Raw genomic sequence first — 25,229 nt, forward strand, 5'->3', positions numbered from 1 at the left:
CTTATATCTCGAAAAATCAGGATACCTTACCAGAAGCCTCAACATCTTCTTGCTGTCTGTATCACCAATCTCTAATATCTCAGGACATACTTCTAATAGCCTTTTTCGAAGCCTGTTTTGCAACCTTATCTTCTCATCTATCAGGGTTTGTTGATGCCGAGACAGAATCTTTAACTTTTCATTGATTTTTGTTGCCTTCTCTACCGCAATGAATGCCTTTTCATTTTCAGCGTCTAAATAATCTCTTAATTTCAGCATTTTTGCTAACATTTTTGCGTCCCTTTTATCGTTACGCCATTCTGCCCCAAATACATTCCGAAATTGTTTTAATTTTAAATTATCTACATTGTATAAGGTGAATCCGCTCTCTATAAGTATCCGATCAAATGGTGCTCCGTATCCATTCTTTCCTTCAATTGCAAATGATATTATCCCACCTTCTCTTTTCTCAATCTCTCTAAATTCTCTAACTGCCTTATAAAATTCACTGAATTTGTGTGCTATCTTCTGGTCATACAAAATCTGTTCTTCATCATCCATGATAATTATGTGATGATTATCACTGCCAATATCGATTCCTCCAGATAACCTTTTCACGCCTCACCCTCCTTTATGTTTGATATTTTATGGCTCTGCCAATACCTTTATCCCGTCTATAATAGCCACTTAAAGGCACCTTTCCATTAGACAGGGTATTGGCAGGAGAACATCCGGCAATTCAAACCGAGTCACAATAATTCAACATTATTGACTGACCCCGTTAGCCACAAATGTTCCCCTAGCCATTTATCATTTATATCACATAAAGAAGGCTTCTTAATTTCATTCCCTATTTTTTACTCTCACTTTTAATTATAGACCCCAATTCCACTACATTTGACTATTTCATTCCCTCACTATTTCACTACTCACTGATTTAATGTTTTGGCATTTAGACATTTGGATTTCATTTGGCATTTGGATTTTGAAATTTAGATTTTTTATTTTTGTTAAATTACTTATAGCCTGACTTTGACGTAGCCCTGAACAACATAAGTGTTTTTGATACACATAAGAAATTCTATTCTCAAGGTAAGCATGGTTTCATACTTTAAGAAAAACTTTCCTGCCATGTTATATAGCTTAAATCGAGTGGTCTTTATTTAAGGAGGTTTTTTACTAATTAAAAAAGGATTTTGATTTTAGCATTGACTTTGTCAACTATTTTTGTTAATTTCATAAAAATATTTTAAGGAGGCAGATATGTTACCCTGGTTGGTTTTAAACTGGGATCCAAGCCATATTATATTTTTGGGTGTATTCTATTCTGCAATGGGTGCACTGGGTTTAGGTCTCACATTTGTCACCCTAAAAAGCATTCGGGATTATATGAAGGGTGGCGGGCACTAACGCCAGAGCAACTCTTTGTTTTTTAGGATAATTTCTTTTACTTCCACTGTAGGGTCAAGATTTAACAGATATACAATAGTATCAGCTATTATCTTTGGTGATAAAAGACATTTCTCTTTTGGGCAAAAGGGCATTTTTTGAATAAGTTTTGTCTTTACAATTCCTGGAAATATACTAGTAACTTTAATCCCATAACGTTTTCCTTCTTTATACATTACTTCAGCCAATCCTCGCAAAGCAAACTTCATAGCACTATAGGCTGTTCCATAAGGAAAACCCTCTAAACCAGAAATGGAATTAACGAAAATAACATATCCCTTTTTTTGTTTTAAAAATATGTTATATGCCATTTGAGTGAGAAAAAAGGGAATTTTCAAATTGGTTTCATAAGAAGCATCTAACATTTCTAAAGTGGTATCTTCTACCTTGGCATAAAATCCAGCACCTATAGCATTAATGAATATTTCAGGATTAAATGAATCAAATTTTTTTTCAATTACTTTTGCGTCTTCCCATAAATTTTTAATAGAGACGAAGACAATATCTTCTATATTAGACAGGTCTTGAGCTAATTCATTTTTCTTTTCTTGGTCTCTATAGGTTAAAAGTAATCTATGTCCTGGAGCTAAGGCTTTAGCAATAGCTCTTCCTATGTCTCCTGTAGCGCCAGCAATAATAACATTCATGGCTTTTCTCCCCTAATCAATACAAAAGCGGCTAAGTGTCTTAATGGCGAGGTTGCCCATTTGCGATCTAATTTCTCTACCAGGGGGATTAAAAAACACGGAATAAAGGCAGGAAAATAAATTACACCTCTGGTGGTTAAATTAATAAAACCAGCTTGCTTAAAAAGAATTTTCAATTGGTTAACAGTATAAAACCTGGCATAGCGATAGGCTGTCTCCTTAAAAATAGACTTTAGCCGCTTAAATAAAAACCAGGCACTAAAGGTATTCATTGTTCCTAAAATAATTTCTCCCTTAGGCCTTAAAACCCGATAAATCTCGCTGAGTGTCTTTTCAGGATAGGTTAAAAATTCAAACAAAGTAATGCTTAATATACTGTCTAGAGATTGATTTTTAAATGGTAAAATACTGGCATCTCCCAATACAAATGGAACAGACATTTTTTGTATGGCGATTTTTAACATCTCCATAGATTTATCTAATCCTATCACCTTTATTCCTAATCTATTCAAAGCTAAAGTATAATTGCCCGTACCACAACCTAAATCTAGAATTACGCCCTTTTGCCCCTTCATAAGAGAAAATACCTGCTCTTTTTCCACTGCATCTACATAGCTGCCTATGGGTGTGGTGTACCAGGTATCGTATTTAGACGCAATTTGCTCAAAATAAGCTACTGGTTCCATAAAATTAATAATATTACATTTTGAGATATTTTAAAATAACATCTTCTTTTCAAAATCCGCGATTTATTTTCTATTCTAGCGTCTCCACTCGCAGGGGTGTAATTATTTTAATTGAGGAAATTGGTGTTAATAGCACACGTAATTTATAAAAATAATTCAATTGCTTGACTTTGACCACAGTATCTGACCCCATTTCCTACAAATTTTGTCATTTGAATAACAAAATTTGTCAATTTAAGAAGAGGTAAGGAGTGTTATTTAAAGCTGGTCTTCTTACAAGTTCCGAGACATCCAAATTTTCCCAAAATGGCACATTTTTTGCCTTAACATATAAATAGGGGATTGTGAAATAACCTGATAAACAGGCTTTTAGTTGACATTTTGGATATAAATGGCTATAATAAAGAAAAAAGGAGGTGAAAGGAAATGCGAAAATGGGGTTTAATCTTGGTGCTTATTGTAGGTTTGGTTGGCCTTTATGGGATAGCACAGGCTAAGGTATCAGGTGTCTGTTCAAATTGTCATACCATGCATTATAGCCAGGATGGGGGTGTACTTTCAGAGTGGGGGCAGAGTGGACCTTATGAGTCGTTACTAGTAAATAACTGTGTTGGTTGCCACACAGGAGAAAATGATGGCACAAATACTACTCCTTATGTCTATTCTACAAGTTCCCTAACTTATGGAACAGATACCCTTGCAGGTGGAAATTTTTATTGGGTAGCCAATGGGTGTGATGAATGTGGTCACAATGTAACTGATATTCCTGGAGTAAGTCAAGATAGCAATTTTTCTCAAACTCCAGGTCATGTGGACGGTACAACCTGCAGTAGTTGTCATGGTAGTGGTAATATGGTGCTTACTAAATGTGTCTTTTGTCATAATCCAAAACATCATGTAGATGATAGTGGCCCAGTTGTAGGTGATGATGAAGAAGTTAAGTATAGGTTTTTAAGCCTTGACTATTACCACCCATCTTCTTTTCAGGAAGGTAGTTATAATTTTTATGGGGTTGCAGGTATAGAAGATGGTGATTGGGAATATACTGTAAGTTCAACTGACCATAATGAATATTGTGGTGCTGCTAGTTCAGAGGATTATTCAGGTGCTTCTCATTCTATAAGTAGATATTGTGCTGCCTGTCATTGGGGATTTTATGGAGATAATACTGGGCATTGGAAAAAGCACCCATCAGATTATGCCTTACCAAATAGTGGTGAATATGCAAATTATACAACCTACAACCCTTTAGCTCCTATAGCTAGACTTGAAAGCACTTTAACAAGCATGACAGCAGCCAGCTCAACTGTAACACCAGGAGAGGACCAAGTTTCTTGTCTTTCCTGCCATCGTCCACATGGAAGTCCATATTCAGATATGCTTAGATGGGATTATGAAAATGAGTGTAAAGCAGGCACATCAGACCCAGACTGTGGCTGTTTTGTTTGTCATACAGAAAAAGGTGGTAGTTAAATCTCACAAGCGCCTTGATTTTTAATGGGACAGCCTAAAAGGCTGTCCCAGCAGTGGAAAGAATTAAAATGCAAAGACACGACCCCTAAAAAGGCCGTCTTTAATCATTTTAAGTTTAATAATTAAAGAAAAACTTTTTCTTTCTTTATATGGAAACTTTAAATATGTTTTTTTAAAAATTTGCTTTATTTTACTATATTTGCCCGCCTGCCTGACGGCCGTGTCTGCCGACAGGCAGGTGGGTGGGTTTTCTTTTAAAGTTATCAGAAATTGGGGGTTCTTGTTTTATTTATCCTGTTATGTTAAATTTTTAGCAAAATTTAACTGCCCGAAGGTGGGGACAGGGAGGGTAAAATTATGGCGGGTATTAACAAAGTAATTCTTATTGGGCATTTAGGTGCAGATCCAGAGCTCCGTTATACACCAAATGGTACACCGGTAGCTAATTTTAGAATTGCTACCACAGAACGATGGACAAACAAACAAGGAGAAAGGACGGAATCTACTGAGTGGCATCGGATAGTAGCCTGGGGGAAATTAGGGGAATTTTGTGGTCAATATTTAAATAAAGGGAAACAAGTATATATTGAAGGAAGGTTAAGGACTCGTTCCTGGGAAGATAGGGATGGGAAAAAACAATGGACTACTGAAATTATTGCTCAAAGATTACAACTTTTAGGGAAACCAGAAAAACCTTCTGAAGAAGAAGTGCCTGTTCCTGAAGAAGCACCTGTTGAAGAAGACATTCCCTTTTAAAATATAAAGTATGCTTCCCAAAATTCCTCGAGTGATGTCTACCCAACACCCTGACAATGTAACTCCGCCATTTTTTACCCAAAGTTCCGAAATGGGGGGAGAAGATGAAATACAAGAGGCTTATTACGCCTTTTCCCATCTGGATTGTGATGAGCAAATGTGGGATTGTGAAGGAAAAGAGGTAGATATTTATGTGGTTAGAAAACTCTTAGCTAGATATGAACGGTTTTTCAAAAAACACCCTTTGGGTAAAGAAATTTTTATTACTTTAAGGATACCCAATCCCACTGTGGAAAAGGAAGAAGCCAAAATCATTTTTGAAACGTTAGAAAGTATTCCTCGCTCTTATGATACTGCTAAACTCTTTTATAAAAAAGATATCCCTCCGATTTTTGAAGTCATCTTGCCTATGACTACTTCTTCGCAATGTCTTAATCGGATTTATTATTATTACAAAGAATTCGTAGCTGGTAAGCAGAATTTAACATTATCTCCCGGTGATATTACCATTGCTGATTGGATTGGAAAGTTTTATCCACAAACTATCAATGTAATTCCTCTTTTTGAAGACAAACAATACCTGTTAGAAGCCCATCATATACTTTCTGAATATTTAAAAGACAAAAAATTTCCCTATCATCGAGTATTTTTAGCAAGGTCAGATCCTGCCTTAAATTATGGAATGATAAGTGCTGTTTTATTGATCAAAATCTCCTTACAACGATTGAGGAAACTTTCTGAAAGATTGGAAAAACCTATCTATCCTATACTGGGTGTAGGAACAGTGCCTTTTAGAGGAAATTTCAGACCTGACAATGTCAGAAATCTCTGTTTTGAGTTTCCAGATGTGCAGACCTTTACTGTTCAATCTGCCTTCAAGTATGATTTTCCTGTGCAGGAAGTGATTAGCGCTATCCAAAAACTAAAACAAACTCCTAGATTACATGGCTGGGTAGTGGATGAAGAAAAATGTTTAAAGATAATAGATAAAGTTTCCATGGCCTATGCCAAACAAGTAGAGGCCTTAGCACCATTGATCAATAAGGTGGCCAGATATGTGCCCAAGAGAAGAAGACGCAAATTACACATAGGGCTATTTGGTTATTCTAGAAAACTAGGAGGTATTATCCTACCACGGGCTATTGGTTTTTGTGCTGCTTGTTATTCTCTTGGTTTACCGCCAGAAATACTGGGTTTTCATGCCTTAGATGATAAGGATATTGTCTTTCTGAAAGATGTTTATGTTGACTTTGAACAAAGCATGGGCAATGCCCTTAAATTCTTTAATGAAAAGGTGTTGGATATTCTACCAAAAGATACCTCAAAATCTGTAAAAACAACTTGGGAAAAATTATGTGAACTATTTTCTTTTGAGATAGATTTAGAACATAAACAAATTACATCTCATATCATTAATGATTTAAAATTTGAACACTATGAAATCATTTCTTCTCTTGTAACAGAAGCAGCCCATATCAGAAATTTTTTGGGGTAATTACATCCCTACCCCAGGGATTTTTGTTCCGCAATGGGCACAGCATCCATCTTTAATATTGTATTCTATTATGGTATATCCATATCTGCCAATGAGTAAATTATTGCAATGATGGCAATAGGTATTTTCCCCTTTGTTCCCAGGGATATTGCCTGTATAAACGTAATGTAACCCTTCTTCCAGGCCAATTTCTCTCGCTCTGTGTATAGTTTCTATGGGTGTGGGTGGAAGATTGGTAAGACGATATGTAGGGAAAAAACGGCTAATGTGCCAGGGAATATCAGGATTTAGTTGATAGAGCCACCTGGCTATATCTTTTAACTCATCTTCTGAGTCATTCAGGGTAGGAATAAGAAGGGTGGTTACCTCTACCCAAATGCCCATTTTGACCATATTGGTAATAGTATCCAATACAGGTTGTAATCTCCCTCCACATATCTTTTTATAATATGTGTCTTGAAAAGATTTCAAATCAACATTAGCTGCATGGAGATAAGGCTTAATGGTTTCCAAGGCGTCTTTAGTCATGTATCCATTGGTAACAAATAAGTTTTTCAATCCTTTTTTTACTGCTTGATAAGCAGTATCATAGGCCAATTCAAAAAATATGGTGGGTTCTGTATAGGTATAAGCAATAGAACTAGCTTTTTGAGATAATGCCTTAGCTACAATCTCTTTAGGTGTAGTATCCCAACCTAGAATTTTCCCTTCTTCTTTAGGCATTTGGGAAATGTCTGCATTCTGACAAAAAAGACACTTAAAATTACAACCTACGGTGGCAATGGAAAAAGAAAGACTGCCAGGATAAAAATGATAAAGGGGTTTTTTCTCAATGGGGTCATTGTGTTCAGCAACTACTTTACCATAAACCAGTGAGTTTAATATCCCATCCTGGTTTTCTCTTACTCCACAAATACCGCGTTTCCCTGAATTGATAACACAGTGGTGAGCACACAGATTGCATCGTACTTTATTCCCTTTGAGTTTTTCATAAAGCATGGCTTCTTTCATCTTTGCCTCCTTGAATTTAAAATGTAGATTAAAATGTATTTTGTCAAGTATTAAATAAAATTGAGACTTTACAGCCGTTTTTTCTTGACTTTTGGATAAACTTAATACCTATTATTTTTGATCTGTTCAAATCTGATTTTGGTATGTTATAGTAGAATCTACAAAATATACCAGCTAAACTTATTTACCCTTTATTTTCTTTATTGCTTCACTTGCCCATTTGCCTAATGGTTTTTTATAAAACTTGCCATCAATATAAATTGCTACTTCTTCAGTTCGCTGAAGTAAATCTTTTAAATAAGGCAAAGCAGGTTTAAAGCTCACTTTTCCCATTGCCCAGGCAAAAAGCCCTAGTGTTTCTGGTTCATTTATTTTTAAAACCTGTGAAAAAATTTCATTTTGAAAAAAGGATACTGAATCTTTTATCCTTTCTCCTAAACGTCCAATACCCCATAATCCACCTTTCACCAATGGTGGTTCTTCAAAGGCATGAGCAACCATCATACTGCCATAGGGTTCAAGTAGTTGAGGAATGTGGATAATTATCTCTGCCACAGTTTGAGGTGCATTCCAGCCAATACCGCCTGATTCGTCATTCATAGACCAAAAAAGATTTCGTATAAACTCCCTCACTTTTTCTTTTTTATTCTCTTGCCACCACACTTGCATTAATTTAGCTATAGCCTCTATTGCTGGCCAATAAATTCTTGAATCAACATCATAAAGACAGGAACGCAAAAACTTAAAAGCACGCACATTTTTATTGCATAAAAAGATAATTTGTTCAAAATCCCTTTTTAAAAGTAACTCTTTAATGGTTTGTTTCTGTAAATGCATTAATTAATCCTGGGCTGACAAACAGGGCAAAAATAGCTACTTCTGCCACCAATCTTAAGACGTTTAATAAGACTACCACAACGTTGACAAGGTAAACCTGCTTTGCCATAAATAAACAAGCAATTTTGATAAAGTCCTTTTTGTCCATCTGGATGGACATAGCTTTTTATAGAAGTGCCGCCTAGCTTTAAAGCACGTTTTAATACTTTATGTATGGCTATAGTGAGTTTTTTTATTTGTGTTTGATTTATAGTGTTTGCAGGTGTTAAGGGATGAATTTTTGCCAACCATAAGGCTTCATCACTGTAAATATTGCCTAATCCTGCTAGGCATTGTTGGTTAAGTAATAGAGATTTAATAATTGCATGTCTATTTTGCAGTCTTTTTTTAAATGTAAGTGGAGTAATAGTTAAAGCATCTGGCCCTAATTTTTGTAAAAAAGGCACTTGGGATAACACCTTTTCAGGCACAATTTGTAAGTAACCAAATTGGCGTGAATCTGCAAAACGCAATTGATATTCTGTATCTTTAAATAAAATGGTTAAATGCGTATAGGACGGTAAGGGAGTATCCTTATGTTGCCACCATAATTGTCCGGTCATCTTTAAATGAATAAGCCAGGCATAAGGTGGGACAGAAAGAATAATTAATTTACCTTTACGTGATATATCATAAATAGGGCGGTCCAATGCCATGGATAAACATTGTGATGTCTTTAGAAGCTTTGCTTTATTGCATATTATCCTTATTGGAACCTTTCCAATTAAAAAAGTTTTAAGTTTTCTTACAATGATTTCTACCTCTGGAAGCTCAGGCATAAATTTTTCCCAAGTGTCACTTTAATTTCATCCCTTACCCCTCTAATAAGAGCATCAAGCATTCATCAAACTTTCAGCCATCTGAGGATGTGCCGCATTGTGGGTGCAAATGAATAAAATTTTTTCAGGATAGCCTCCCTTAAAGACATCTTAAAAATGCTACTAAATCCTTTTTCTCCTGCTCAGTAAGTTTTAGTTCCTGAATCAAGTTGATGTTTAATGTTATAATTTCCATTTGCTAGCCATCAACGCGCCACAAACCATGTAAATTACAATATTCCCTTGCGATTATTTTTTCTGCCTCAATATTAAAAACAGCTTCAGGTATCTCTCCTGGTTTTAAAAACTGCCGATAAGCCTTACCGTCAACAATGACCTCAATCCATTCAATGTAATGTTTTTCCTCCATAGGATGAGTAACACTTCCCACCTTTACCTTAAAACCACCTTCTATCTTTTCAATCACAGGCACATGCTTTTCTTTGGCTGCATCCACAGTATTTTCTTCATAAAGTTTCATCGGTTGCCCACAACAGACCAGTTCACCCTTACCTTCATGTAAAACTTCCACAATGTTTCCACACACCTCACATTTGTAAATCTGCAATCTTTTGGTCATTTTTTTACCTCCTACTTAAATAATGCCAATTTCTTTATGTTTACTTAAGACTTCATCTGCTAATCTTTCAAGATTTTCAAAATCAGCCTTCTTTGGATATCCTCTGGCCAAAATAGGTTCTAAAAACTCACCCTTAAAGTTAGAAAGTATTCCCTTAATAGTTTCTAATAACTTACCTCCCCAAGCATATGAACCAATAAAAGAAGCAAATTTTGCCTTGGGACGGAGGGCATTAGCCAAATAGGCCGTATGTATAGCTAGGGGATGAGGCCCAGCTAGCACCATAGGGGCTGCCAGTACAATAGTAGCAGCATCTACCATGGCCATTGCTAATTCCCCTATATCTGTCTTGCTGAGCATAAAGGGTTTTACGCCAATGCCTCTTTGGATAAGACAGTCTATAAAAAAATTAACCATTTTTTCTGTGCTTCCGTGCATAGAAACATAGGGAATAATCACTTCATTTTTTACTTCATCAGAGACCCATTGCTTATAAGCATCCAGGATGAACTGGGGATGAAAATAAATTGGGCCGTGACTTGGAGCAATCATCTCAATTTCAAAACCTTCTATTTTTTCAAGATTTCTTTTTATATTTTTTCTAAAAGGCATCATGATTTCAGCATAATAGCGTTTAGCTGGAAAATAAACTTCCTTTTCATTTGCAAACAATTTGCTTGTAGCATAGTGTGAGCCAAAAAAATCACAGCTAAAAAGGATTTTATTTTCTTCAAGATAAGTGCACAGAGTTTCTGGCCAGTGAACCCAAGGAGTAAAGATAAAGCGTAAGGTTTTATTACCTAAAGAAAGCCTTTGTCCATCTTCTATAATTAAAAAGCGGTCTTTAGGAATAAGTAGTAAATCCATAAGCAAAGATTGACATTTTTTATTTGTTACCAATTTTGCTTTAGGATAAAGATTAAGCACCTCTGGTAGAACACCTGAATGGTCCTGCTCAGCATGTTGAGAAATAACAAAATCAAGCTCTGAGAGGTTAAGGGTTTTTAACTGATTGATTAAAGCTTCCTTTTTTGTGGGATCAACTGTATCAATAAGGGCTATTTTTTCACTGCCTTTAACCAAATAGGCATTATAACTAGTGCCATCAGGTAGAGGGATCAGCTCATCAAATAAACGCCTATCCCAATCCCTAATTCCAATAAAAAATATATCTTCTTTAATCTTTTGAGGCATCAGTTTTCCTCCAATGGCACATATTTTTCTTCAGGAAATCCACACACTGGGCATTTATAATATTCAGGCAATTTTTCAAAAGGAGTCCCTGGAGGAATCCCCTTCTCTGGATCATAAACATACCCACAAACTGTGCATTTATATTTTTTCATTTGTATCACCTCCTTATCAAATTTTTGTTAAACTTCGGGTTTAAATTCATCCTTGGTGGCTCCACACACAGGACAAACCCAATCATCAGGTAAATCTGCAAACGCTGTCCCTGGGGAAATCCCATTACCTGGATTCCCTACCTCTGGGTTATACACATAACCACATACCTGACACTTGTATTTCATAAGTCCTCCTCTACTCTATTTTAGTTTTACTTGAATATTTTTGCTCATGTACCACTTTTGACTATGGCAAGAAAGACAAACATTTTGCATATTTTTATTTCTTTCTTTTTGTTCTTCTTGGGTATAAATCAGGCCAAATATTTGCATTCCATTTATGGCTGTCATAAGCATGTGATATACAAGATTGTTGGTCAAATTTTCATAGGCATAAGACATCAGATTTTCCCCATACTCTTTTACTTCTGTGGGATGACAGGCAATGTTAGCCAGGTTTTATGGCACCTGCTTTATGGAAACTTCTCTTTACGATTCCCCTTTTTTAAGTGCTTTGGCTAAAGTCATTTTGCATGTAGATTTCTTTCCCAATCAGCTACTATACAAGGTAAAGAAACAGATTTTCATTTATTTTTCCCTTTATAACTCACTTATCTCTATAGCCTCTAAAGGACATACCTCCACACAACTTTCACATTCTTTACAACTAGAAACATCCACCACTTCTATTTCATCATCAACCATTTCAAACACATCCATTGGGCAAATACTTATACATGCTCCACATCCTTCACATTTGTCTTTATTAACAGTAACAAGATACACTAGCCTTCAAGTAAGGTCTTTTCATGAAGTTGTAACCAACCTGCAGGAGCAGTAAGATATTCAATAGAATCCAAAATAATAAGGTAATGATTTCTTTTTTCCCGAGAAAGAGCAAGATAAAAACGTTTTTCTTTATTATCCTCTGTTTGTTCTGCCAAGGCTTCATAATATTTTATGCTATCTTCTCCTCTGTTTAAGGCAAAACGCAGGGCTTCACTCTCATCAGAAGATGCCTTTGCCTGTTCAACTAAAGATTCTTGAAATACTTTCTGTACTCTTGAGGGATTACCTATTGAAGTAATCCATTTAAGTGGTTTTTTTCTCTTTAAGCAAAGCATAAACTTCATTAATCTTTTTGATGTGTAAATCTTCTTCCTGGGCTAATTGTTCAAATACCTTTTTACCAAAATACTTTTTACCTCTTTAGCTACTTCTAAATAAAATTGTTTTCCCTCCTCTTCCATTTTGATGGCCTTTTTTAAGGCATCTTCTATTTTTTCTTTCATCTAATTACCTCTACATTTATTTGAGCTGTATTTACCGTTATTGGCTTATATTCTGAAGGAGGTAAATTTAAAAACCTTCCTACCGAACTTGGCACAAGGCTATAATAAAGGATGGCTTTAATGGTCAGCTTACCTGTAGCAATGTCTTTTGGTAATCTCAAAGCATAGGTCTCTGTCTTTGTCTCTTGTGGTCCGATTCTATAATCCACTAGTCTGTTTTTAACTGTATACCACTGACAAATGGTCATCCTTCCTTGAGGGTCAAAAAATGGCCTTCTAAATATCCTTATGCCTTTAGGTAAATCACCGTCTCTTTTCACTCCTTTAAATCCCTTTATTCCCATAATTTCACCCATGGCTTGGTAGGCCAATGCCCCTGGATCAGAGATGGTATATTCTTCACCTTCAAATTCTTTTGGTTTCACACTTAAATAGTAAATCTTTCCTTTTGCATCAATGGCTTTTACCTCAAGCCAAAGCATCCTTTCTTCAGAAGAACCAGAAGGAATACAATGCCCAACCTTGCCATTAAAGAGTTCCACTCTAACTTGTATAGCTGAACCTGGTGTTAATTGTTTTTTTCTTGTGTAAAGAGCTATATCTACTGCTCCAGCCAATTTGTTTCCAAAATGCGCTCCATGAAATACATGATGGGCAATGTCTTCTCTTGTTTTTCCACCTAAAGCCGATTTACCCTCTCTGCGATACATATGGCAATCCTGACACAGTATTCCTGCTTTTGCATAAGGTCCGTTTTTCCATTCCCGATATGTCTCCTTTACCCAGGCACCATAAGGACTTTTTTCATTATGACAAGTAGCGCAAAGTTTGGGGGTCTTTAAAAATTCTAAATATTGAGTTTTATGGAAGGATGAATGCGCATCTTCTCTTGGACCAAACTTCACTTTACCTGGCTTTATAATAAAACTAAAATTAAAAGGCTCTTTTTCTGTGGAACCAGTAATATTATGACAGACTTCACAACTTACCCCTTCATTCGCCCTTGTATTCTCTTTAGGTGGTTTTGGGGGAATATCACCTGTTAAAAAGGCAATAGGTGCATGACAAGCAATACAACCTGCCTTAACACCTGCTACTTTTTTAAGTTTTAAGGCATGTGGTAAGGCCAATTTAAAATACTCCACATCATCCCACTTATGAATAAATGATTTAGCCATTAAACTTTTTTGCCATTCTTGATATATTTCTCTATGACAAACCATGCATCTTTTTGGTGTATAAAAGTCTTTGTATTCAAATTTTCCCATCTCTGCACTGTATGCTATTGAAATAAAAAAACAAAGAATTAAAAGAATGAAGCTATATCTCATCATTGACTCCTACTATTTACCAGTTTTCTGCAAGGAGCTCGAAATATGCCTTTGGATGGGCACAGGCAGGACATTTTTCTGGTGGCTCTTTGCCTTCATGAATATAACCACAATTTCTGCAACGCCACTTTACCACTTTTTCTCTTTTAAATACTCTATCTTTTTTAATATTATCAAGTAAAGCAAGAAATCTTTTCTCATGCTGTCTTTCTGCTACTGCTATGGCTTTAAATACTTCAGCTATCTCTTCAAAACCCTCTTCCTCTGCAATACGGGCAAATTCAGGATACATCTTTGTGTGTTCATAGTTTTCACCAGCGGCAGCAGCCTTAAGATTTTCCTTTGTATTACCAATTACACCTGCTGGAAAACTAGCTGTAATCTCTACCTCACCACCTTGAAGAAATTTAAAAAGCCTTTTTGCATGCTCCTTTTCATTATCTGCTGTTTCTAAAAATATCGCTGCTATCTGCTCATAACCTTCCTTTTTTGCCTGCGAGGCAAAATAGGTATAACGATTCCTTGCTTGCGATTCACCTGCAAAGGCGGTCAAAAGATTTTTTTCGGTTTTTGTCCCTTTTAAACTTTTCATCATTGATACCTCCTCCATGCAGCCCAAAGAGGAACGCCTCTTTCGTCTCTGAGCTTTAAAATCCCATCTTCTTTTTTGACTTCCATAGCAATAATAGTCGGCTTTCCTTTAAAAATAATGCGTGAGCCTTTGACCTCAACTTTATCTCCTGTTCCAATTTTGACATCTTGATTTTCAACAAACCAGGCAGGCCCCAGATGGACTGAAATTGTTTCTTTTTCTGTTTTCACTATTAAATGAACACCATAAGACATTCCTCTCATCGGATAAAATTTTTCTATACCAGTGACCACTCCTTTAATTGTCTCTACTGTGTTAGGATTAAACATCCTGCAATATTGACTGCGCATTCCCCAACCACCACTACCTTTCCATCTCATTCCTCTTTGAGCAAAGGAATCAAGGCAAAAAGAAAAGACAAAAACAGGAATTAATATCATTAATACTCTAATGTTTTTTTTCATCTGTTCCTCCTATAAATTATTTTTTTCATTTTATTCTAATGCCTCTGTTTGCTAAGGACTATTATGTGTCCCTCTCATTTGTCTTGCCAATTCTCTAATTTCTCCTAAGTCTTTTGTCATCATTGCCCAGCCATACCAATAAGCATAATCAGGATTAACATGGAAAAATGCCTGATAAGTGCGCATCCTGTGCTTCATATACATTTGAAAAAGCACCTGTTCAATATAAGATGCCTCTTTGAAGTCTCCACCACCGGTGCGCATAAAATAAAGAAAATCAGGATAAGCAAAGGCATAATTAGCTGGCTTTTTTAAAATGCCATCTTGATAGAGATCAGCAACAATTTTAATCGCTTCAGCCAATAAATGGTCTGTCTTTTTTAACATTTCATCACCCATCTCCAATTGTTTACGTGCATAGCTTTTAGAATGACATTTACTGCAGGTTTTAATCATCTTTTCCCTTTCTGCCTGAAAATCCTCTTCAGTCAACCGCACCATATCTGCCGCCTTTACCACATCCAATCTGGCAGTAGGCTTTCCTGTCTGTGGATTCAAGACACCCAAAGCCTTTAATATTGTTATTCGATCCTCTGCCCATTGTTTATCTTTAGGTAAAGGTAATCTCACTCCTAAAAATCCCCAGGCAGTCCTATTGGTATGTGTGCCATTAGGTAAATGACAATCTTGACACTTGGGAGCAGGTGCGTCTTTTGAAAGTCCTCCTGCCTCTTTGGCAAACCAGCGAGCACCATGCTTACTACTGCTCCACATCTCCCATTGGGGATGGTCATAACCCATGTGGCATTGCTGACAAGCATGGGGATCTAATGCCTCTTTTTTAGAAAAACTATGTCTCGTATGACACTCATCACAAGAATTGTTTTGATAACGATAACCTTTTGCATGTAATTCCTTCTTCTGCTCCTCAGTCTTAATACCCATATTGTGGCAGCCTCCACAACCTCTTCCTCCTTCCATCAATTCATCAGGCTCCAAATGGGTAACAGGCATGGCATTCAAGGCAGTCCAACCCAGATTATGTTTTCCTTTAATAAATTGATTGAATTGGGTCTCATGGCATTGAGCACAAACATGTTCATCAGGTAATTGAGCCAAATTTACATTTTTGCGACTATTGTGTTTTTTCCCATGACAAACAGAGCAAGTGACATCCATTTCATGATGCTTACTTGTCTGCCAATCCTTTACCAATCCTGGAGTAACTGTTTTATGACAAGAAATACAGACTTCTCTGGCTATGGCCGAATTTAAAAGGAATAATACTATAAAAATACTTATACTCATCACTGTAATTTTTGCCTGCATGTCTCTCTCCTTTTTAATTTCTTTTTTTAAAAAATCATTCTAAATTTATTTTTTGTCTTTGTCAAGAAAAATTTTTTATAAAATTTATAAGCTAAATTTTGATCTTAATCTTGATTTTATTTTTAGGGAAAGTAATATAAAAACAAAAACTTATCAGAAAACATTATGGAATTTAAAAAAGAACTTGAAGATAAAATAAATTTATTAAGAAGAAAAAGGATAGTAATAACTACACCACGACTAATTATCTTGGAGTATCTGTTGCAAAATAGGATTCATCCCACAGCCGAAGAAGTCTATCAAGATTTAAGACAACGTTTCCCTTCTCTTTCTTTAGCCTCTGTTTATAATACACTTAAACTCTTCAGTCGGCTTGGAATCACCACAGAGCTACTTTTAGATAAAGAAAAAGCCCGTTATGATATCAATACAATTCCTCATGCCCATTTTAAATGTCTAAACTGTGGTAAAATATATGATTTATTAGATATAAAACTCCCTCAAAAAGTAACAGGTCATAAAGTTTTATCAACTCAACTTTATTTTTATGGTGTCTGTCAGGAATGTTTAAAAAAGCGTAGTAATAAATGAATCTCAAACTAACAAATATAGAAAAGGCAGTTCAAATTATTCAAAAAGGTGGTGTTGTTGCTTATCCTACTGAAACCTTTTATGGATTGGGAGTTGATGCCTTAAATCCCAGGGCAGTGGAAAGACTTTTTAAAATAAAAAAACGACCTTCTTCCAAGCCCATTTCTATTATTATCCCTAATATAAACTGGCTAAAATATTTGATAAAAGAAGTGCCTCCCATAGCACAAACCTTGATAGAAAAACACTGGCCTGGGCCATTGACTATTATCTTTGCGGCCAAAGACATTTTACCTAAAGAGCTTACAGCTGAGACAGGTAAGATAGGCATCCGGATTTCCAGCCACCCTATGGCCCAAAAATTGGCGCAATTGTCAGAGACACCTGTTACTGCTACCAGTGCCAATCTTTCAGGTATGCCTCCTCCTAATTCTCCGCAAGAAATTCATCCTCAAATTAAAAAGCAAATTGATGCTATTTTAGATGGTGGCTTTACCAAAGGAGGGCTCCCTTCCACAGTGATAGATGTAACGGTAAATCCACCAATAATTTTGAGAAAAGGTGCTATTAAAGTTGACCAATTTGGACTAGACAAAAATGAAAATAAGGCATAAATTGCTATTATGATGTTCATTGCTGACCTTCATATTCATTCAAAATATAGCAGAGCTACCAGTAAAGATATGGAGGTTACCACTCTGTATAAATGGGCAAAATGGAAGGGTATCAAAGTATTGGGCACAGGTGATTTTACCCACCCTCATTATTTAGCTGAATTAAAGAAAGATTTAGAACCTTTGGGAAATGGGTTATTTAAACTGAAAAATAAAGGAGACGAAGTATGCTTTATGCTTACTAGTGAAGTAAGCAATATTTTTTCGGCCCAGGGCAAAGGCCGCCGCATCCATACTCTTATCCTGGCCCCTTCTTTTGAAGTAGTAGATAAAATAAACAAACAATTTTCCCGACGGGGAGACCTTTTAGCAGATGGACGTCCCACCTTTGGTTTTAATCTCAAAGAACTGGTAAAAATGGTTTTAGATGTGTCTTCTGACTGCCTTTTAGTCCCTGCCCATGCTTGGACGCCTTGGTATGGATTATTAGGTGCTAATGGAGGATTTGATTCTATTGAAGAAGCCTTTGAAAACGAAACTAAGAATATTTATGCTATTGAAACTGGACTTTCTTCTGATATAGCTATGAATTGGCGTCTTTCCGCCTTAGATAAAATCAGTCTTATTTCTAATTCTGATGCCCACTCACCACACAAAATAGGTAGAGAGGCAAATGTATTTACTTGTGAATGTGATTATTACGAAATCATAGATACCATCAAAAAAAAGGATAGAGACCGTTTCCTGTGTACTATAGAATTTTATCCTCAAGAAGGGAAATATCATTATGATGGACATAGAAAGTGTAACGTTTCCTTTTCTCCACAGCAAACCAAGAAACATAATTATCTCTGTCCTGTATGTAAGCAAAGATTGACAGTGGGGGTAATGCATCGTGTAGAAACTTTGGCAGATAGGCCACAGGGTTTTCGCCCTCCTAATGCCATTCCTGAAATACACCTTATCCCTTTAGAAGAAATCATAGCCGAAGCGGTGAATAGACAGGTGGGCACTAAAACAGTAAGGGAAGAATATGAACGTTTAGTGAACCATGCTCCGGAGTTTGAAATATTACTTAAATTACCTCTAGATGAACTGGCCCATTTTGTGCCTCCCAAAATACTTGAGGGCATCATACGGGTGAGAGAAGGAAATGTCCTTATTACTCCTGGGTTTGATGGGGTATATGGAGAAATAAAAATCTTCCCTGAAAGCAAAAAAACAAAAAAGGAACCTATAAAACAAGCAGGTTTATTCTAACTCGACCTTCCCTCTTCTTTTGGCTATCCGATAAAGAATTTTTTTATAATAAACTTGGCCTTCTTCTAAAAGGGGCGAAACCGGTCTCATAATATTGAGCTTCATAATAAGAAAATTTAGGTGACGGCAACATAGGTAGACTTCTTTTTCATCTTCCATTGTTTCCAACAAATCTTTCAGCTCCTTAATTTCTTTCCTCAACATCAATTCAGGAGGTAAGCAACCAGCGTTTTTTAAAATTTTATAAGCCATCCGCAATTCTGGTGGGACATGATAGACATCGTCTTCCCGTGGCAGTGGCTTTCCTTTTCCAGGAAGATTATCAAATTCTCCTCTTTCAATTGCATCCTGAATTCGCCGTTCGGCAATCTTTCTAAATACAAACATTAATCTAACCTTTTCTGCATATTTTTACTAAAAATTTTTTATCTGTCAAGTTAAATTTTCACCCAAAGTCTCAGTCATTTTTGTCAGGGTCTGAGACCAGCATTTGTAATCTTCATCACTAAAAAGGCAAAAAACGACTTTTTCCAAATGAGTCTTACTCTTTAAATAATCCAATACTGTTTTAATCATGATTGAGGCTGCCCATTCTTTAGGACAACCAAAAATTCCTGTGCTTATAGCTGGGAAGGCAATACTTCTTAATTTATTTTTATCTGCTAGCTTTAAACTATTCAAAATCGCATTTTGGAGTTTCCTCTCTTCTTCTCCTTCTCCCCAACGGGGCCCCACAGCATGAATTACATATTTTGCTTTAAGCTTGCCTGCAGTGGTAATAACTGCCTCTCCCGCCTTAATAGGGGCCAGCTTGTCGCATTCTTCCTGAATTTTATAACCACCAGCGCGCAGAATGGCACCTGCCACTCCACCTCCCATTTTCAATGTTTCACCAGCAGCATTAACAATGACATCTACTGCCAATTGAGTAATATCACCCTTTAAAATCTCCAGAATAGTTTCCTTAATCTTGACCTGCATATTCCATTCCCTCCTTTCTTATTACACATATTAAGTTTCTTCCTGCATGTTTAGCGGCATAAAGACCCTTATCTGCTAAATCAAGGAGTTCTTCGGAGGAAAGACTAAATTCATTAGAACTTAAAACCCCACCACTAAAGGTTATTTTAATTTCATGTCCCAATATGTTAAAAATGTAGTGGCGGGTTATATGTAACAATTTCAAAGCCACTTTTTTGGGTTCTTTTGGAGAAGTTTGGGGAGTGATTATTACAAATTCATCTCCTCCATAGCGAAAGACAAAATCGGTTTTCCGTAAAGTTCGACGCAATAGAGCACTAAACTCTTTTAGCACTAAGTCTCCTGTCCGATGACCAAAATTGTCGTTTACTAGTTTAAATCTATCTATATCCAAAAATAACATCCCAAATGGTTTTTTTTCCGCAATCAACCTATCCAGAGTAAATGCCAGAAAGTGCCTGGTATAAGCACCAGTTAAAGCATCTTTCATGGTGAAATCATTTAAATATTTAATAAAGTCTGCATGGGCAACGATTCCTATTAAATTATTTTCGCCATCGGTAATAATCAGATGTTTAATCCCATGTTTTAATATCAATTGATAACATTCATAATATGTAGAAGTTCCTAAGGCAGTAATAAGCGGTTTTTCTGGTTTTATGGCCGCAATAATGTCCTTTGCAGTGATTTCATCTAAAGTGTTAAAAAAACAAAAGGCTTGAAGAATGTCAGATTCAGTGATAATATTTACAGGTTTCTTTTCTTCTATTACTACCACCGAGCCGACTTTTCTCTTTACCATCTGGTCTATACATTTACGAAAAGAAGTCTCTAAAGTCACATGACAAACATCTTTTTGCATAAATTCCTGAATTAACATCTATCTTCTCCTTATTTCCCCCCAGATTATTTTATGGAGTTGTGGTTGTAATCTTACAGAAATCTGATCACTCAAAATCCATTCAGCCAGAATAGAAAGAGAGAGTTTTTGAAATACAGGCGAAAAAAGCACTTGACACCTTCTTTGAAGTCGATATTTGAGGACTATCTCCTTCGCCCAATCATAATCGTCTCTATCAGATAGGACAAACTTAACTTCATCCTTGATAGTTAAGTAATCAATATTTTTCCACTCCATAAAATTGCTCATACCACTGCCAGGACACTTGATGTCCATAACACGAATCACCTTTGGTGAAAAAACATTTATAGGCAAAGAACCATTTGTTTCCACAAGCACCACATAGCCTTTCTCTAAAAGACAATTGGTTAAAGGAATAACTGAAGGCTGAAGCAACGGCTCACCTCCAGTAATAGTAACCAATTTGGTATGATACTTACCAACAAATTTCATGATTTTTTCTATAGAATAGTATTTCCCTTCATGGTAAGCGTATTTTGTATCACAATAATGGCACCGAAGGTTACATCCACAAACACGTATAAAGATACAAGGTAGGCCTATATAAGAACTCTCTCCTTGAATGCTATAAAATAACTCTGTTATTTTTAACTCCATTTAATCACTTGCTTCAATAAACTCAAATATTTTTAACATTGAGTGCACAGAGGAATTTGCTCCTGACTTCGCTTAACCCAATAATGTTTTTATAAAAAAATGTAATGGTGGCACTATAAGATAATCTATAGCCCCAGTAAACACTAGTAAAAGTAAAAAAAGCATTCCATAAACTTGAAGATGTCTGAATTCTATAAAATAACGATCAGGCAAAAAGGCCTCTAAGACATGACTACCATCCAGAGGCGGAATAGGCAATAAATTAAAGCAGGCCAATCCCAAATTAACTACCACTCCTGCCTCTAACATAAAATATATAGGTTTTAAGATGTCAAGCAATAGGCCATGAGGCATAGACATTTGTCCCATAAAACGGTATATGACTGCCAAACCAACAGCTAAAATTACATTACTCAGCGGGCCTGCTAAGGCCACCCATAACATGTCTTTTTTAGGAGATTTAAAATTAGAGGCATTAATAGGCACAGGTTTTGCCCAACCAATCATCCCAGTGATTAAAAATACCAATGTGCCCAGAAAATCTAAATGTTTCAGAGGATTAAAACTCAAACGATTATGAAGCCGAGGGGTAGGGTCACCTAGATGGTCTGCTACCATCCCATGAGCTAGCTCATGCACAGTGACTGCCAATAATATGGGAGGAACTAAAATGCTAATTTGTTGTATTTTGGCTGCTATATTCACGCTTTGTTTCTCTCCTGTTCAAATTTTACTTAATTTTGACTGTTTTTCTCCATAAAATTTGCTTAATACTTTCTATTTCTGAACATTTTAACATATAAGCAAAGATAAAAAAAGTTATAACTCCTACCGGAATATCTACTGCCAGGATTTTTATGGGACTGACTAAACAGTGTTTTATGGCCAATAATACTAAGCCCATTCCTAAACTGGCCAACAAAGTTTTTGCCACACTCTGACAAAACAAGCCAGAAAATAAAGGTCCAACCCTTTTTTGGAGAAAATAAACAAGAAAAACCACATTTAGAAGGGCCATAATAGAAGTAGTTAAGGCAAGGCCCGCGTGCTTAAAAGGATGCATTAAAATAAGGCCCAAAATAATGTTGCCTACCAGACACCATGCACTTATTTTAACTGGTGTCTTGGTATCTTGAAGGGCGTAAAAAGCATTATTTAAAAGACGCAAGGCAGCAAAAAAGATAAGACCAATGGCATAACACCATAGGGCTTGGGCCGTAGCATAAGTAGAAATTTGAGAAAAGGCCCCCCTTTGCAAAATTGCAGTAATAATAGGCACCCTTAATATTATAAGACCAATACTGGCTGGTAAAATAAGAAAAAATACAGTTTGCAAACTGAAACAAAGGGTCTGTTTAAAGACTTCAAATTCCTTTCTCACTGCCTGTGTAGATAAAGTGGGCAAACTAGCAGTGCCAAAGGAAAAAGCAAAAAGAGCAAGGGGAAACTGAACTAATCTATCGGCATAATAAAGATAAGATACACTACCTGAGGGTAAGAAAGAAGCCAGGATAGTATTGATAAAAATACTTATTTGATAAACAGCTGCCCCTATTACTGCTGGACCCATAAGGGTTAAAATGCGTTTAAGGACAGGGTGATACTCCCATAAAGGTTTTAAAGAAAAACCTTCCTTCCAGAGAAATGGTAACTGTAAACTTAACTGCAAAAGACCACCAATCATTACCCCTATAGCCAGACAATATACACCTGGCCACCCAAAATGATGAGCTAAAAGCAAACTGACAATCATAGAAACATTAAGTAAGGCATAACAAAAGGCTGGAGCAGCAAAATAACCCAAGGCATTTAAAATAGCTATGGCTAGGGCAGTGAGACAAATAAAAAACAGATAGGGAAACATAATCCGAGTAAGATTAATGGTAAGGGCAAATTTAGCAGGTAATGTGGAAAAACCTGGGGCAATTAATTTTACTAACCAGGGGGCAAATATAACTCCCAAAATACTGAGAATGCTCAAAATTCCACCTAAAAATGTCCATACTATACGAGCCAATTTAAAGGCCTCTAAGCGCGATTTTAAAAGAGATTCTGAGAAGATGGGCACAAATACGATAACCAAACTACCTTCAGCAAATAAACGCCTCCATAAATTAGGTAGGCGAAATGCTACAAAAAAGGCATCAGCAGCTAAACCTGTGCCCAAAAAATAGGCAATTGCTATTTCTCGCCCAAAACCTAATACTCTACTGACTAAAATCCCCAGGGTATAAATACCTGCTGCCCTGGTAACTTTAGCCTTAACGCCCATTTACCAGGAGTAACAATTTAAAAATGGGATGTCAAGCTAACACCAAGGCTTTATAAACCTTTGGTTTTACGTTTAGAGGCTTTTAAAGGATTTAATCTCTTATGGCCTTTCCCATTACCATTTTTCTTCATATGGGTAGCAAAGTTGCACTTTCCCAACCGCCATTTTACCGCGGGATCAGGACAGATGCGGCAATATTTGCCCTCCCCTGTTTCCAAAATGTGAGCACAACCCTGACATTGTTCTACGATGGGATGGCATGCCCCTCCATTAAAATTACATCCTTTGGAAGTCATAAAAGGACAAGCCACCCCTTTTTTAACGGTCTCGCATTCTAACATTTTCTTACCTCCTAAAATAAAAATTGAAGCGGCGGGGTTTTTAACAAAAAAGAAATTGTTTGTCAACACCCTTTACGCTTTTTTCATTTCTTTGTATAAAGGTATCCAAAATAATTACCTGTCTGCCCCTGCCCGACGGCCGTGTCTGCCGACAGGCAGGCAGGCGGGCCTGCCCGCAGGCAGGCGGGGACAGGCAGGAATACAGAGTCAAAGGAGGAGACAAAAACATGAAATTAAGGAGCATTTTCTTTTCTTTTCTTTTTCTTTTCTTTGTAACGGTTAATCCTGCTTTTTCATCCCATACCTCAAAAACTACTTATGACTATTTAAAAACATTTAGTGAAGTCCTTGATATTGTCCAAAAGAATTATGTAGAGACACCTGAAGCAAAGGAGTTGATTTATGGTGCCATTAGGGGTATGTTGGGTGCTTTAGACCCCCATTCTTCTTTTCTCACTCCTGATGAATTTAAAGAACTCCAAATAGAAACTAAAGGTAAATTTGGTGGAGTAGGTATTGAGATTACCATTAAAGATGGCTGGATTAGTGTGGTTTCTCCCATTGAAGATACACCTGCGTATAAAGCAGGGATAAAACCAGGAGACAAGATCATAAAGATAAATGGAAAATCCACTAAAAATATGACCTTGATGAAAGCAGTAAAACTTATTAGAGGTAAAAAGGGAACAAAGGTAACCCTTACTATCTGGAGAGAAGGATTCACAGAATCAAAAGATTTTGAAATTGTAAGGGATATCATTTCCATAAAAAGCGTTAAAACTAAAATATTGGAACCTGGTTATGGATATGTGAGATTAACCAGTTTTCAAGAAAATACCACTTCTGATTTACAAAAGGCTTTATTAGAAATGGAAAAGGGGAAACCATCTTTAAAGGGCATAATTTTAGACCTTCGGAACAATCCTGGTGGTTTATTAGAACAAGCAGTAAGGGTATCAGACGAGTTTTTAGATAAAGGAAAAATTGTTTCTGTAAAAGGTAGAACAAAGGAGCAATATATGGAGTTTAAGGCTCATAAAAATAAACACCCACATTCCTATCCTATGGTTGTTTTGGTAAATGAAGGGACAGCTAGTGCGGCAGAAATTGTAGCTGGGGCCTTACAGGATAATCATCGAGCTTTAATCATTGGTAAGCCAACCTTTGGAAAAGGTTCAGTTCAGACAGTTCTTCCCTTAAAAGATGGTTCAGCTTTAAGACTAACTACTGCCCTTTATTACACCCCAAAAGACCGCTGCATCCAGGCTAAAGGTATTGTTCCTGACTTAACTCTTGCAGATATAAAGGTAAGTCAACCAGAAAAAAAACCGCCCCATTTTCTCAGAGAAAAAGACTTAGAAAGACATTTAAAAGCCTTAGAAGAAATGAAAATTGAAGAAGGGAAAAAACCAAAAGATTTCCTTATAAATATAGGTTTACAGGTGTTAAAAAAATGGGAGGCCTTTACTCAGTTGCAATACTAAATATTTAATTTCTCAAAAAATTGCCCGAAGGAATAGAAAGTTT

33 protein-coding genes are annotated in these 25,229 nt (G+C 36.4%); 8 read left to right on the forward strand and 25 right to left on the reverse strand.

The window, feature by feature from the left end:
* On the reverse strand, nt 1–597 hold a 597-nt coding region (locus HS1_RS13285; RefSeq protein WP_172793626.1), incomplete at its 3' end, for an IS110 family transposase.
* A gap of 645 nt (nt 598–1,242) precedes the next feature.
* On the opposite strand from HS1_RS13285, the gene HS1_RS12965 reads away from it, so the two are divergent.
* The gene (locus tag HS1_RS12965; RefSeq protein WP_156469339.1) at nt 1,243–1,389 is read left to right on the forward strand and encodes a hypothetical protein; all 147 of its coding nucleotides are present in this window, start codon (nt 1,243–1,245) and stop codon (nt 1,387–1,389) included.
* Here HS1_RS12965 and HS1_RS00820 read toward each other — a convergent pair.
* Complete coding sequence (locus HS1_RS00820) at nt 1,386–2,075, reverse strand: SDR family oxidoreductase (RefSeq protein WP_066060286.1); 690 nt, start codon at nt 2,073–2,075, stop codon at nt 1,386–1,388. The genes HS1_RS12965 and HS1_RS00820 overlap by 4 nt on opposite strands.
* A complete protein-coding gene (locus tag HS1_RS00825; protein ID WP_066060287.1) occupies nt 2,072–2,761 on the reverse strand; it encodes a class I SAM-dependent methyltransferase in 690 nt (229 codons plus the stop codon). The genes HS1_RS00820 and HS1_RS00825 overlap by 4 nt, the downstream gene beginning before the upstream one ends.
* 426 nt (nt 2,762–3,187) lie before the next feature.
* Here HS1_RS00825 and HS1_RS00830 point away from each other — a divergent pair, with 426 nt between their 5' ends.
* The 3 genes from HS1_RS00830 (at nt 3,188) to ppcA (ending at nt 6,485) form a co-directional block, all read left to right on the forward strand.
* On the forward strand, nt 3,188–4,234 hold the full coding sequence (locus tag HS1_RS00830; protein ID WP_066060288.1) for a cytochrome c3 family protein: 1,047 nt from the start codon (nt 3,188–3,190) through the stop codon (nt 4,232–4,234).
* Between the two features lie 357 nt (nt 4,235–4,591).
* Entirely contained in the window at nt 4,592–4,990 is a 399-nt protein-coding gene (locus HS1_RS00835; protein ID WP_066060289.1) for a single-stranded DNA-binding protein, read from the forward strand.
* Nucleotides 4,991–5,000: 10 nt separating this feature from the next.
* A complete protein-coding gene (gene ppcA, locus HS1_RS00840; RefSeq protein ID WP_245670003.1) occupies nt 5,001–6,485 on the forward strand; it encodes a phosphoenolpyruvate carboxylase in 1,485 nt (494 codons plus the stop codon).
* Here ppcA and amrS read toward each other — a convergent pair whose 3' ends face one another.
* From amrS to HS1_RS00910, 15 genes are all read right to left on the reverse strand, one after another.
* On the reverse strand, nt 6,486–7,496 hold the full coding sequence (gene amrS, locus HS1_RS00845; RefSeq protein ID WP_066060290.1) for an AmmeMemoRadiSam system radical SAM enzyme: 1,011 nt from the start codon (nt 7,494–7,496) through the stop codon (nt 6,486–6,488).
* Between the two features lie 180 nt (nt 7,497–7,676).
* Nucleotides 7,677–8,333 (reverse strand): DVU0298 family protein, encoded by a 657-nt coding sequence (locus HS1_RS00850; RefSeq protein WP_066060291.1) that lies wholly within the window; start codon nt 8,331–8,333, stop codon nt 7,677–7,679.
* The gene (mutM, locus tag HS1_RS00855) at nt 8,333–9,151 is read right to left on the reverse strand and encodes a bifunctional DNA-formamidopyrimidine glycosylase/DNA-(apurinic or apyrimidinic site) lyase (protein WP_066060292.1); all 819 of its coding nucleotides are present in this window, start codon (nt 9,149–9,151) and stop codon (nt 8,333–8,335) included. Before mutM ends, HS1_RS00850 begins: the two co-directional genes overlap by 1 nt.
* A 238-nt stretch (nt 9,152–9,389) precedes the next feature.
* The gene (locus HS1_RS00860; protein WP_066060293.1) at nt 9,390–9,770 is read right to left on the reverse strand and encodes a desulfoferrodoxin; all 381 of its coding nucleotides are present in this window, start codon (nt 9,768–9,770) and stop codon (nt 9,390–9,392) included.
* 15 nt (nt 9,771–9,785) lie between these two features.
* Nucleotides 9,786–10,967, reverse strand: coding sequence for an FprA family A-type flavoprotein (locus HS1_RS00865; RefSeq protein ID WP_420886052.1), 1,182 nt, complete (start codon nt 10,965–10,967; stop codon nt 9,786–9,788).
* Nucleotides 10,964–11,116 carry a rubredoxin gene (locus HS1_RS00870; RefSeq protein WP_066060295.1) on the reverse strand — a complete coding sequence of 51 codons (153 nt, stop codon included), beginning with the start codon at nt 11,114–11,116 and terminating at the stop codon, nt 10,964–10,966. Before HS1_RS00870 ends, HS1_RS00865 begins: the two co-directional genes overlap by 4 nt.
* Nucleotides 11,117–11,143: 27 nt before the next feature.
* A complete protein-coding gene (gene rd / locus HS1_RS00875) occupies nt 11,144–11,302 on the reverse strand; it encodes a rubredoxin (RefSeq protein WP_066060296.1) in 159 nt (52 codons plus the stop codon).
* A gap of 15 nt (nt 11,303–11,317) precedes the next feature.
* Entirely contained in the window at nt 11,318–11,518 is a 201-nt protein-coding gene (locus HS1_RS00880; protein WP_066060297.1) for a hypothetical protein, read from the reverse strand.
* A gap of 198 nt (nt 11,519–11,716) precedes the next feature.
* Nucleotides 11,717–11,902 (reverse strand): indolepyruvate ferredoxin oxidoreductase subunit alpha, encoded by a 186-nt coding sequence (locus HS1_RS00885; protein ID WP_066060298.1) that lies wholly within the window; start codon nt 11,900–11,902, stop codon nt 11,717–11,719.
* Nucleotides 11,902–12,249: a ferritin family protein gene (locus HS1_RS00890; RefSeq protein WP_066060299.1), complete on the reverse strand. Its 348-nt coding sequence runs from the start codon at nt 12,247–12,249 to the stop codon at nt 11,902–11,904. The genes HS1_RS00885 and HS1_RS00890 overlap by 1 nt, the downstream gene beginning before the upstream one ends.
* 33 nt (nt 12,250–12,282) lie before the next feature.
* Nucleotides 12,283–12,408 (reverse strand): hypothetical protein, encoded by a 126-nt coding sequence (locus HS1_RS13735; RefSeq protein ID WP_281178322.1) that lies wholly within the window; start codon nt 12,406–12,408, stop codon nt 12,283–12,285.
* Complete coding sequence (locus tag HS1_RS00895; protein ID WP_066060300.1) at nt 12,405–13,739, reverse strand: multiheme c-type cytochrome; 1,335 nt, start codon at nt 13,737–13,739, stop codon at nt 12,405–12,407. The genes HS1_RS13735 and HS1_RS00895 overlap by 4 nt, the downstream gene beginning before the upstream one ends.
* Nucleotides 13,740–13,755: 16 nt before the next feature.
* Nucleotides 13,756–14,331 (reverse strand): rubrerythrin, encoded by a 576-nt coding sequence (gene rbr, locus HS1_RS00900; RefSeq protein WP_066066354.1) that lies wholly within the window; start codon nt 14,329–14,331, stop codon nt 13,756–13,758.
* Nucleotides 14,331–14,795: a MamS/MamX family magnetosome protein gene (locus HS1_RS00905; RefSeq protein ID WP_245670005.1), complete on the reverse strand. Its 465-nt coding sequence runs from the start codon at nt 14,793–14,795 to the stop codon at nt 14,331–14,333. Before HS1_RS00905 ends, rbr begins: the two co-directional genes overlap by 1 nt.
* A 51-nt stretch (nt 14,796–14,846) precedes the next feature.
* Nucleotides 14,847–16,124 (reverse strand): multiheme c-type cytochrome, encoded by a 1,278-nt coding sequence (locus HS1_RS00910; RefSeq protein ID WP_066060301.1) that lies wholly within the window; start codon nt 16,122–16,124, stop codon nt 14,847–14,849.
* Between the two features lie 165 nt (nt 16,125–16,289).
* Between HS1_RS00910 and HS1_RS00915 the strand changes: the two genes are divergently transcribed.
* The 3 genes from HS1_RS00915 to HS1_RS00925 are packed head-to-tail and all read left to right on the forward strand — an operon-like array spanning nt 16,290 to nt 18,589.
* On the forward strand, nt 16,290–16,715 hold the full coding sequence (locus tag HS1_RS00915; RefSeq protein ID WP_066060302.1) for a Fur family transcriptional regulator: 426 nt from the start codon (nt 16,290–16,292) through the stop codon (nt 16,713–16,715).
* Nucleotides 16,712–17,329, forward strand: a complete 618-nt coding sequence (locus tag HS1_RS00920) for an L-threonylcarbamoyladenylate synthase (protein WP_066060303.1) — start codon at nt 16,712–16,714, stop codon at nt 17,327–17,329. The genes HS1_RS00915 and HS1_RS00920 overlap by 4 nt, the downstream gene beginning before the upstream one ends.
* A gap of 9 nt (nt 17,330–17,338) precedes the next feature.
* Nucleotides 17,339–18,589, forward strand: coding sequence for an endonuclease Q family protein (locus HS1_RS00925; RefSeq protein WP_066060304.1), 1,251 nt, complete (start codon nt 17,339–17,341; stop codon nt 18,587–18,589).
* Here the strand turns inward: HS1_RS00925 and HS1_RS00930 are convergent.
* From HS1_RS00930 to HS1_RS00960, 7 genes are all read right to left on the reverse strand, one after another.
* A complete protein-coding gene (locus tag HS1_RS00930; RefSeq protein ID WP_066060305.1) occupies nt 18,581–18,976 on the reverse strand; it encodes a DnaJ family domain-containing protein in 396 nt (131 codons plus the stop codon). The genes HS1_RS00925 and HS1_RS00930 overlap by 9 nt on opposite strands.
* A 45-nt stretch (nt 18,977–19,021) precedes the next feature.
* Complete coding sequence (locus HS1_RS00935) at nt 19,022–19,570, reverse strand: macro domain-containing protein (protein WP_066060306.1); 549 nt, start codon at nt 19,568–19,570, stop codon at nt 19,022–19,024.
* Nucleotides 19,554–20,450: a GGDEF domain-containing protein gene (locus HS1_RS00940; RefSeq protein WP_066060307.1), complete on the reverse strand. Its 897-nt coding sequence runs from the start codon at nt 20,448–20,450 to the stop codon at nt 19,554–19,556. Before HS1_RS00940 ends, HS1_RS00935 begins: the two co-directional genes overlap by 17 nt.
* Nucleotides 20,451–21,089 (reverse strand): radical SAM protein, encoded by a 639-nt coding sequence (locus tag HS1_RS00945; protein ID WP_066060308.1) that lies wholly within the window; start codon nt 21,087–21,089, stop codon nt 20,451–20,453.
* 72 nt (nt 21,090–21,161) lie between these two features.
* Nucleotides 21,162–21,794, reverse strand: coding sequence for a site-2 protease family protein (locus tag HS1_RS00950; protein ID WP_066060309.1), 633 nt, complete (start codon nt 21,792–21,794; stop codon nt 21,162–21,164).
* A 25-nt stretch (nt 21,795–21,819) separates the two neighbouring features.
* The gene (murJ, locus tag HS1_RS00955) at nt 21,820–23,361 is read right to left on the reverse strand and encodes a murein biosynthesis integral membrane protein MurJ (protein ID WP_066060310.1); all 1,542 of its coding nucleotides are present in this window, start codon (nt 23,359–23,361) and stop codon (nt 21,820–21,822) included.
* Nucleotides 23,362–23,411: 50 nt separating this feature from the next.
* Nucleotides 23,412–23,702: a PxxKW family cysteine-rich protein gene (locus HS1_RS00960; RefSeq protein WP_066060311.1), complete on the reverse strand. Its 291-nt coding sequence runs from the start codon at nt 23,700–23,702 to the stop codon at nt 23,412–23,414.
* Between the two features lie 227 nt (nt 23,703–23,929).
* Here HS1_RS00960 and HS1_RS00970 point away from each other — a divergent pair, with 227 nt between their 5' ends.
* Nucleotides 23,930–25,186, forward strand: coding sequence for a S41 family peptidase (locus tag HS1_RS00970; RefSeq protein WP_066060313.1), 1,257 nt, complete (start codon nt 23,930–23,932; stop codon nt 25,184–25,186).
* Nucleotides 25,187–25,229: the final 43 nt, after the last annotated feature.

The sequence above is a fragment of the Candidatus Desulfofervidus auxilii genome, assembly GCF_001577525.1.
Taxonomy (GTDB): Bacteria; Desulfobacterota; Desulfofervidia; order Desulfofervidales; family Desulfofervidaceae; genus Desulfofervidus; species Desulfofervidus auxilii.

Excerpts from the sequence above, each read along its gene's own strand:
- HS1_RS00895 (WP_066060300.1), bottom strand. The coding sequence starts at position 13,739 with ATGAGATATAGCTTCATTCTTTTAATTCTTTGTTTTTTTATTTCAATA.
- HS1_RS12965 (WP_156469339.1), top strand. The coding sequence starts at position 1,243 with ATGTTACCCTGGTTGGTTTTAAACTGGGATCCAAGCCATATTATATTT.
- HS1_RS00820 (WP_066060286.1), bottom strand. The coding sequence starts at position 2,075 with ATGAATGTTATTATTGCTGGCGCTACAGGAGACATAGGAAGAGCTATT.
- HS1_RS00860 (WP_066060293.1), bottom strand. The coding sequence starts at position 9,770 with ATGACCAAAAGATTGCAGATTTACAAATGTGAGGTGTGTGGAAACATT.
- HS1_RS00925 (WP_066060304.1), top strand. The coding sequence starts at position 17,339 with ATGATGTTCATTGCTGACCTTCATATTCATTCAAAATATAGCAGAGCT.
- HS1_RS00915 (WP_066060302.1), top strand. The coding sequence starts at position 16,290 with ATGGAATTTAAAAAAGAACTTGAAGATAAAATAAATTTATTAAGAAGA.
- HS1_RS00825 (WP_066060287.1), bottom strand. The coding sequence starts at position 2,761 with ATGGAACCAGTAGCTTATTTTGAGCAAATTGCGTCTAAATACGATACC.
- rd (WP_066060296.1), bottom strand. The coding sequence starts at position 11,302 with ATGAAATACAAGTGTCAGGTATGTGGTTATGTGTATAACCCAGAGGTA.
- HS1_RS13735 (WP_281178322.1), bottom strand. The coding sequence starts at position 12,408 with ATGAAAGAAAAAATAGAAGATGCCTTAAAAAAGGCCATCAAAATGGAA.
- HS1_RS00880 (WP_066060297.1), bottom strand. The coding sequence starts at position 11,518 with ATGTCTTATGCCTATGAAAATTTGACCAACAATCTTGTATATCACATG.
- rbr (WP_066066354.1), bottom strand. The coding sequence starts at position 14,331 with ATGAAAAGTTTAAAAGGGACAAAAACCGAAAAAAATCTTTTGACCGCC.
- HS1_RS00960 (WP_066060311.1), bottom strand. The coding sequence starts at position 23,702 with ATGTTAGAATGCGAGACCGTTAAAAAAGGGGTGGCTTGTCCTTTTATG.
- HS1_RS00935 (WP_066060306.1), bottom strand. The coding sequence starts at position 19,570 with ATGCAGGTCAAGATTAAGGAAACTATTCTGGAGATTTTAAAGGGTGAT.
- HS1_RS00910 (WP_066060301.1), bottom strand. The coding sequence starts at position 16,124 with ATGCAGGCAAAAATTACAGTGATGAGTATAAGTATTTTTATAGTATTA.
- ppcA (WP_245670003.1), top strand. The coding sequence starts at position 5,001 with ATGCTTCCCAAAATTCCTCGAGTGATGTCTACCCAACACCCTGACAAT.
- HS1_RS00905 (WP_245670005.1), bottom strand. The coding sequence starts at position 14,795 with ATGAAAAAAAACATTAGAGTATTAATGATATTAATTCCTGTTTTTGTC.
- HS1_RS00920 (WP_066060303.1), top strand. The coding sequence starts at position 16,712 with ATGAATCTCAAACTAACAAATATAGAAAAGGCAGTTCAAATTATTCAA.
- HS1_RS00870 (WP_066060295.1), bottom strand. The coding sequence starts at position 11,116 with ATGAAAAAATATAAATGCACAGTTTGTGGGTATGTTTATGATCCAGAG.
- mutM (WP_066060292.1), bottom strand. The coding sequence starts at position 9,151 with ATGCCTGAGCTTCCAGAGGTAGAAATCATTGTAAGAAAACTTAAAACT.
- HS1_RS00890 (WP_066060299.1), bottom strand. The coding sequence starts at position 12,249 with ATGAAGTTTATGCTTTGCTTAAAGAGAAAAAAACCACTTAAATGGATT.
- HS1_RS00850 (WP_066060291.1), bottom strand. The coding sequence starts at position 8,333 with ATGCATTTACAGAAACAAACCATTAAAGAGTTACTTTTAAAAAGGGAT.
- amrS (WP_066060290.1), bottom strand. The coding sequence starts at position 7,496 with ATGAAAGAAGCCATGCTTTATGAAAAACTCAAAGGGAATAAAGTACGA.
- HS1_RS00830 (WP_066060288.1), top strand. The coding sequence starts at position 3,188 with ATGCGAAAATGGGGTTTAATCTTGGTGCTTATTGTAGGTTTGGTTGGC.
- HS1_RS00970 (WP_066060313.1), top strand. The coding sequence starts at position 23,930 with ATGAAATTAAGGAGCATTTTCTTTTCTTTTCTTTTTCTTTTCTTTGTA.
- HS1_RS00940 (WP_066060307.1), bottom strand. The coding sequence starts at position 20,450 with ATGTTAATTCAGGAATTTATGCAAAAAGATGTTTGTCATGTGACTTTA.
- HS1_RS00945 (WP_066060308.1), bottom strand. The coding sequence starts at position 21,089 with ATGGAGTTAAAAATAACAGAGTTATTTTATAGCATTCAAGGAGAGAGT.
- HS1_RS00930 (WP_066060305.1), bottom strand. The coding sequence starts at position 18,976 with ATGTTTGTATTTAGAAAGATTGCCGAACGGCGAATTCAGGATGCAATT.
- murJ (WP_066060310.1), bottom strand. The coding sequence starts at position 23,361 with ATGGGCGTTAAGGCTAAAGTTACCAGGGCAGCAGGTATTTATACCCTG.
- HS1_RS00835 (WP_066060289.1), top strand. The coding sequence starts at position 4,592 with ATGGCGGGTATTAACAAAGTAATTCTTATTGGGCATTTAGGTGCAGAT.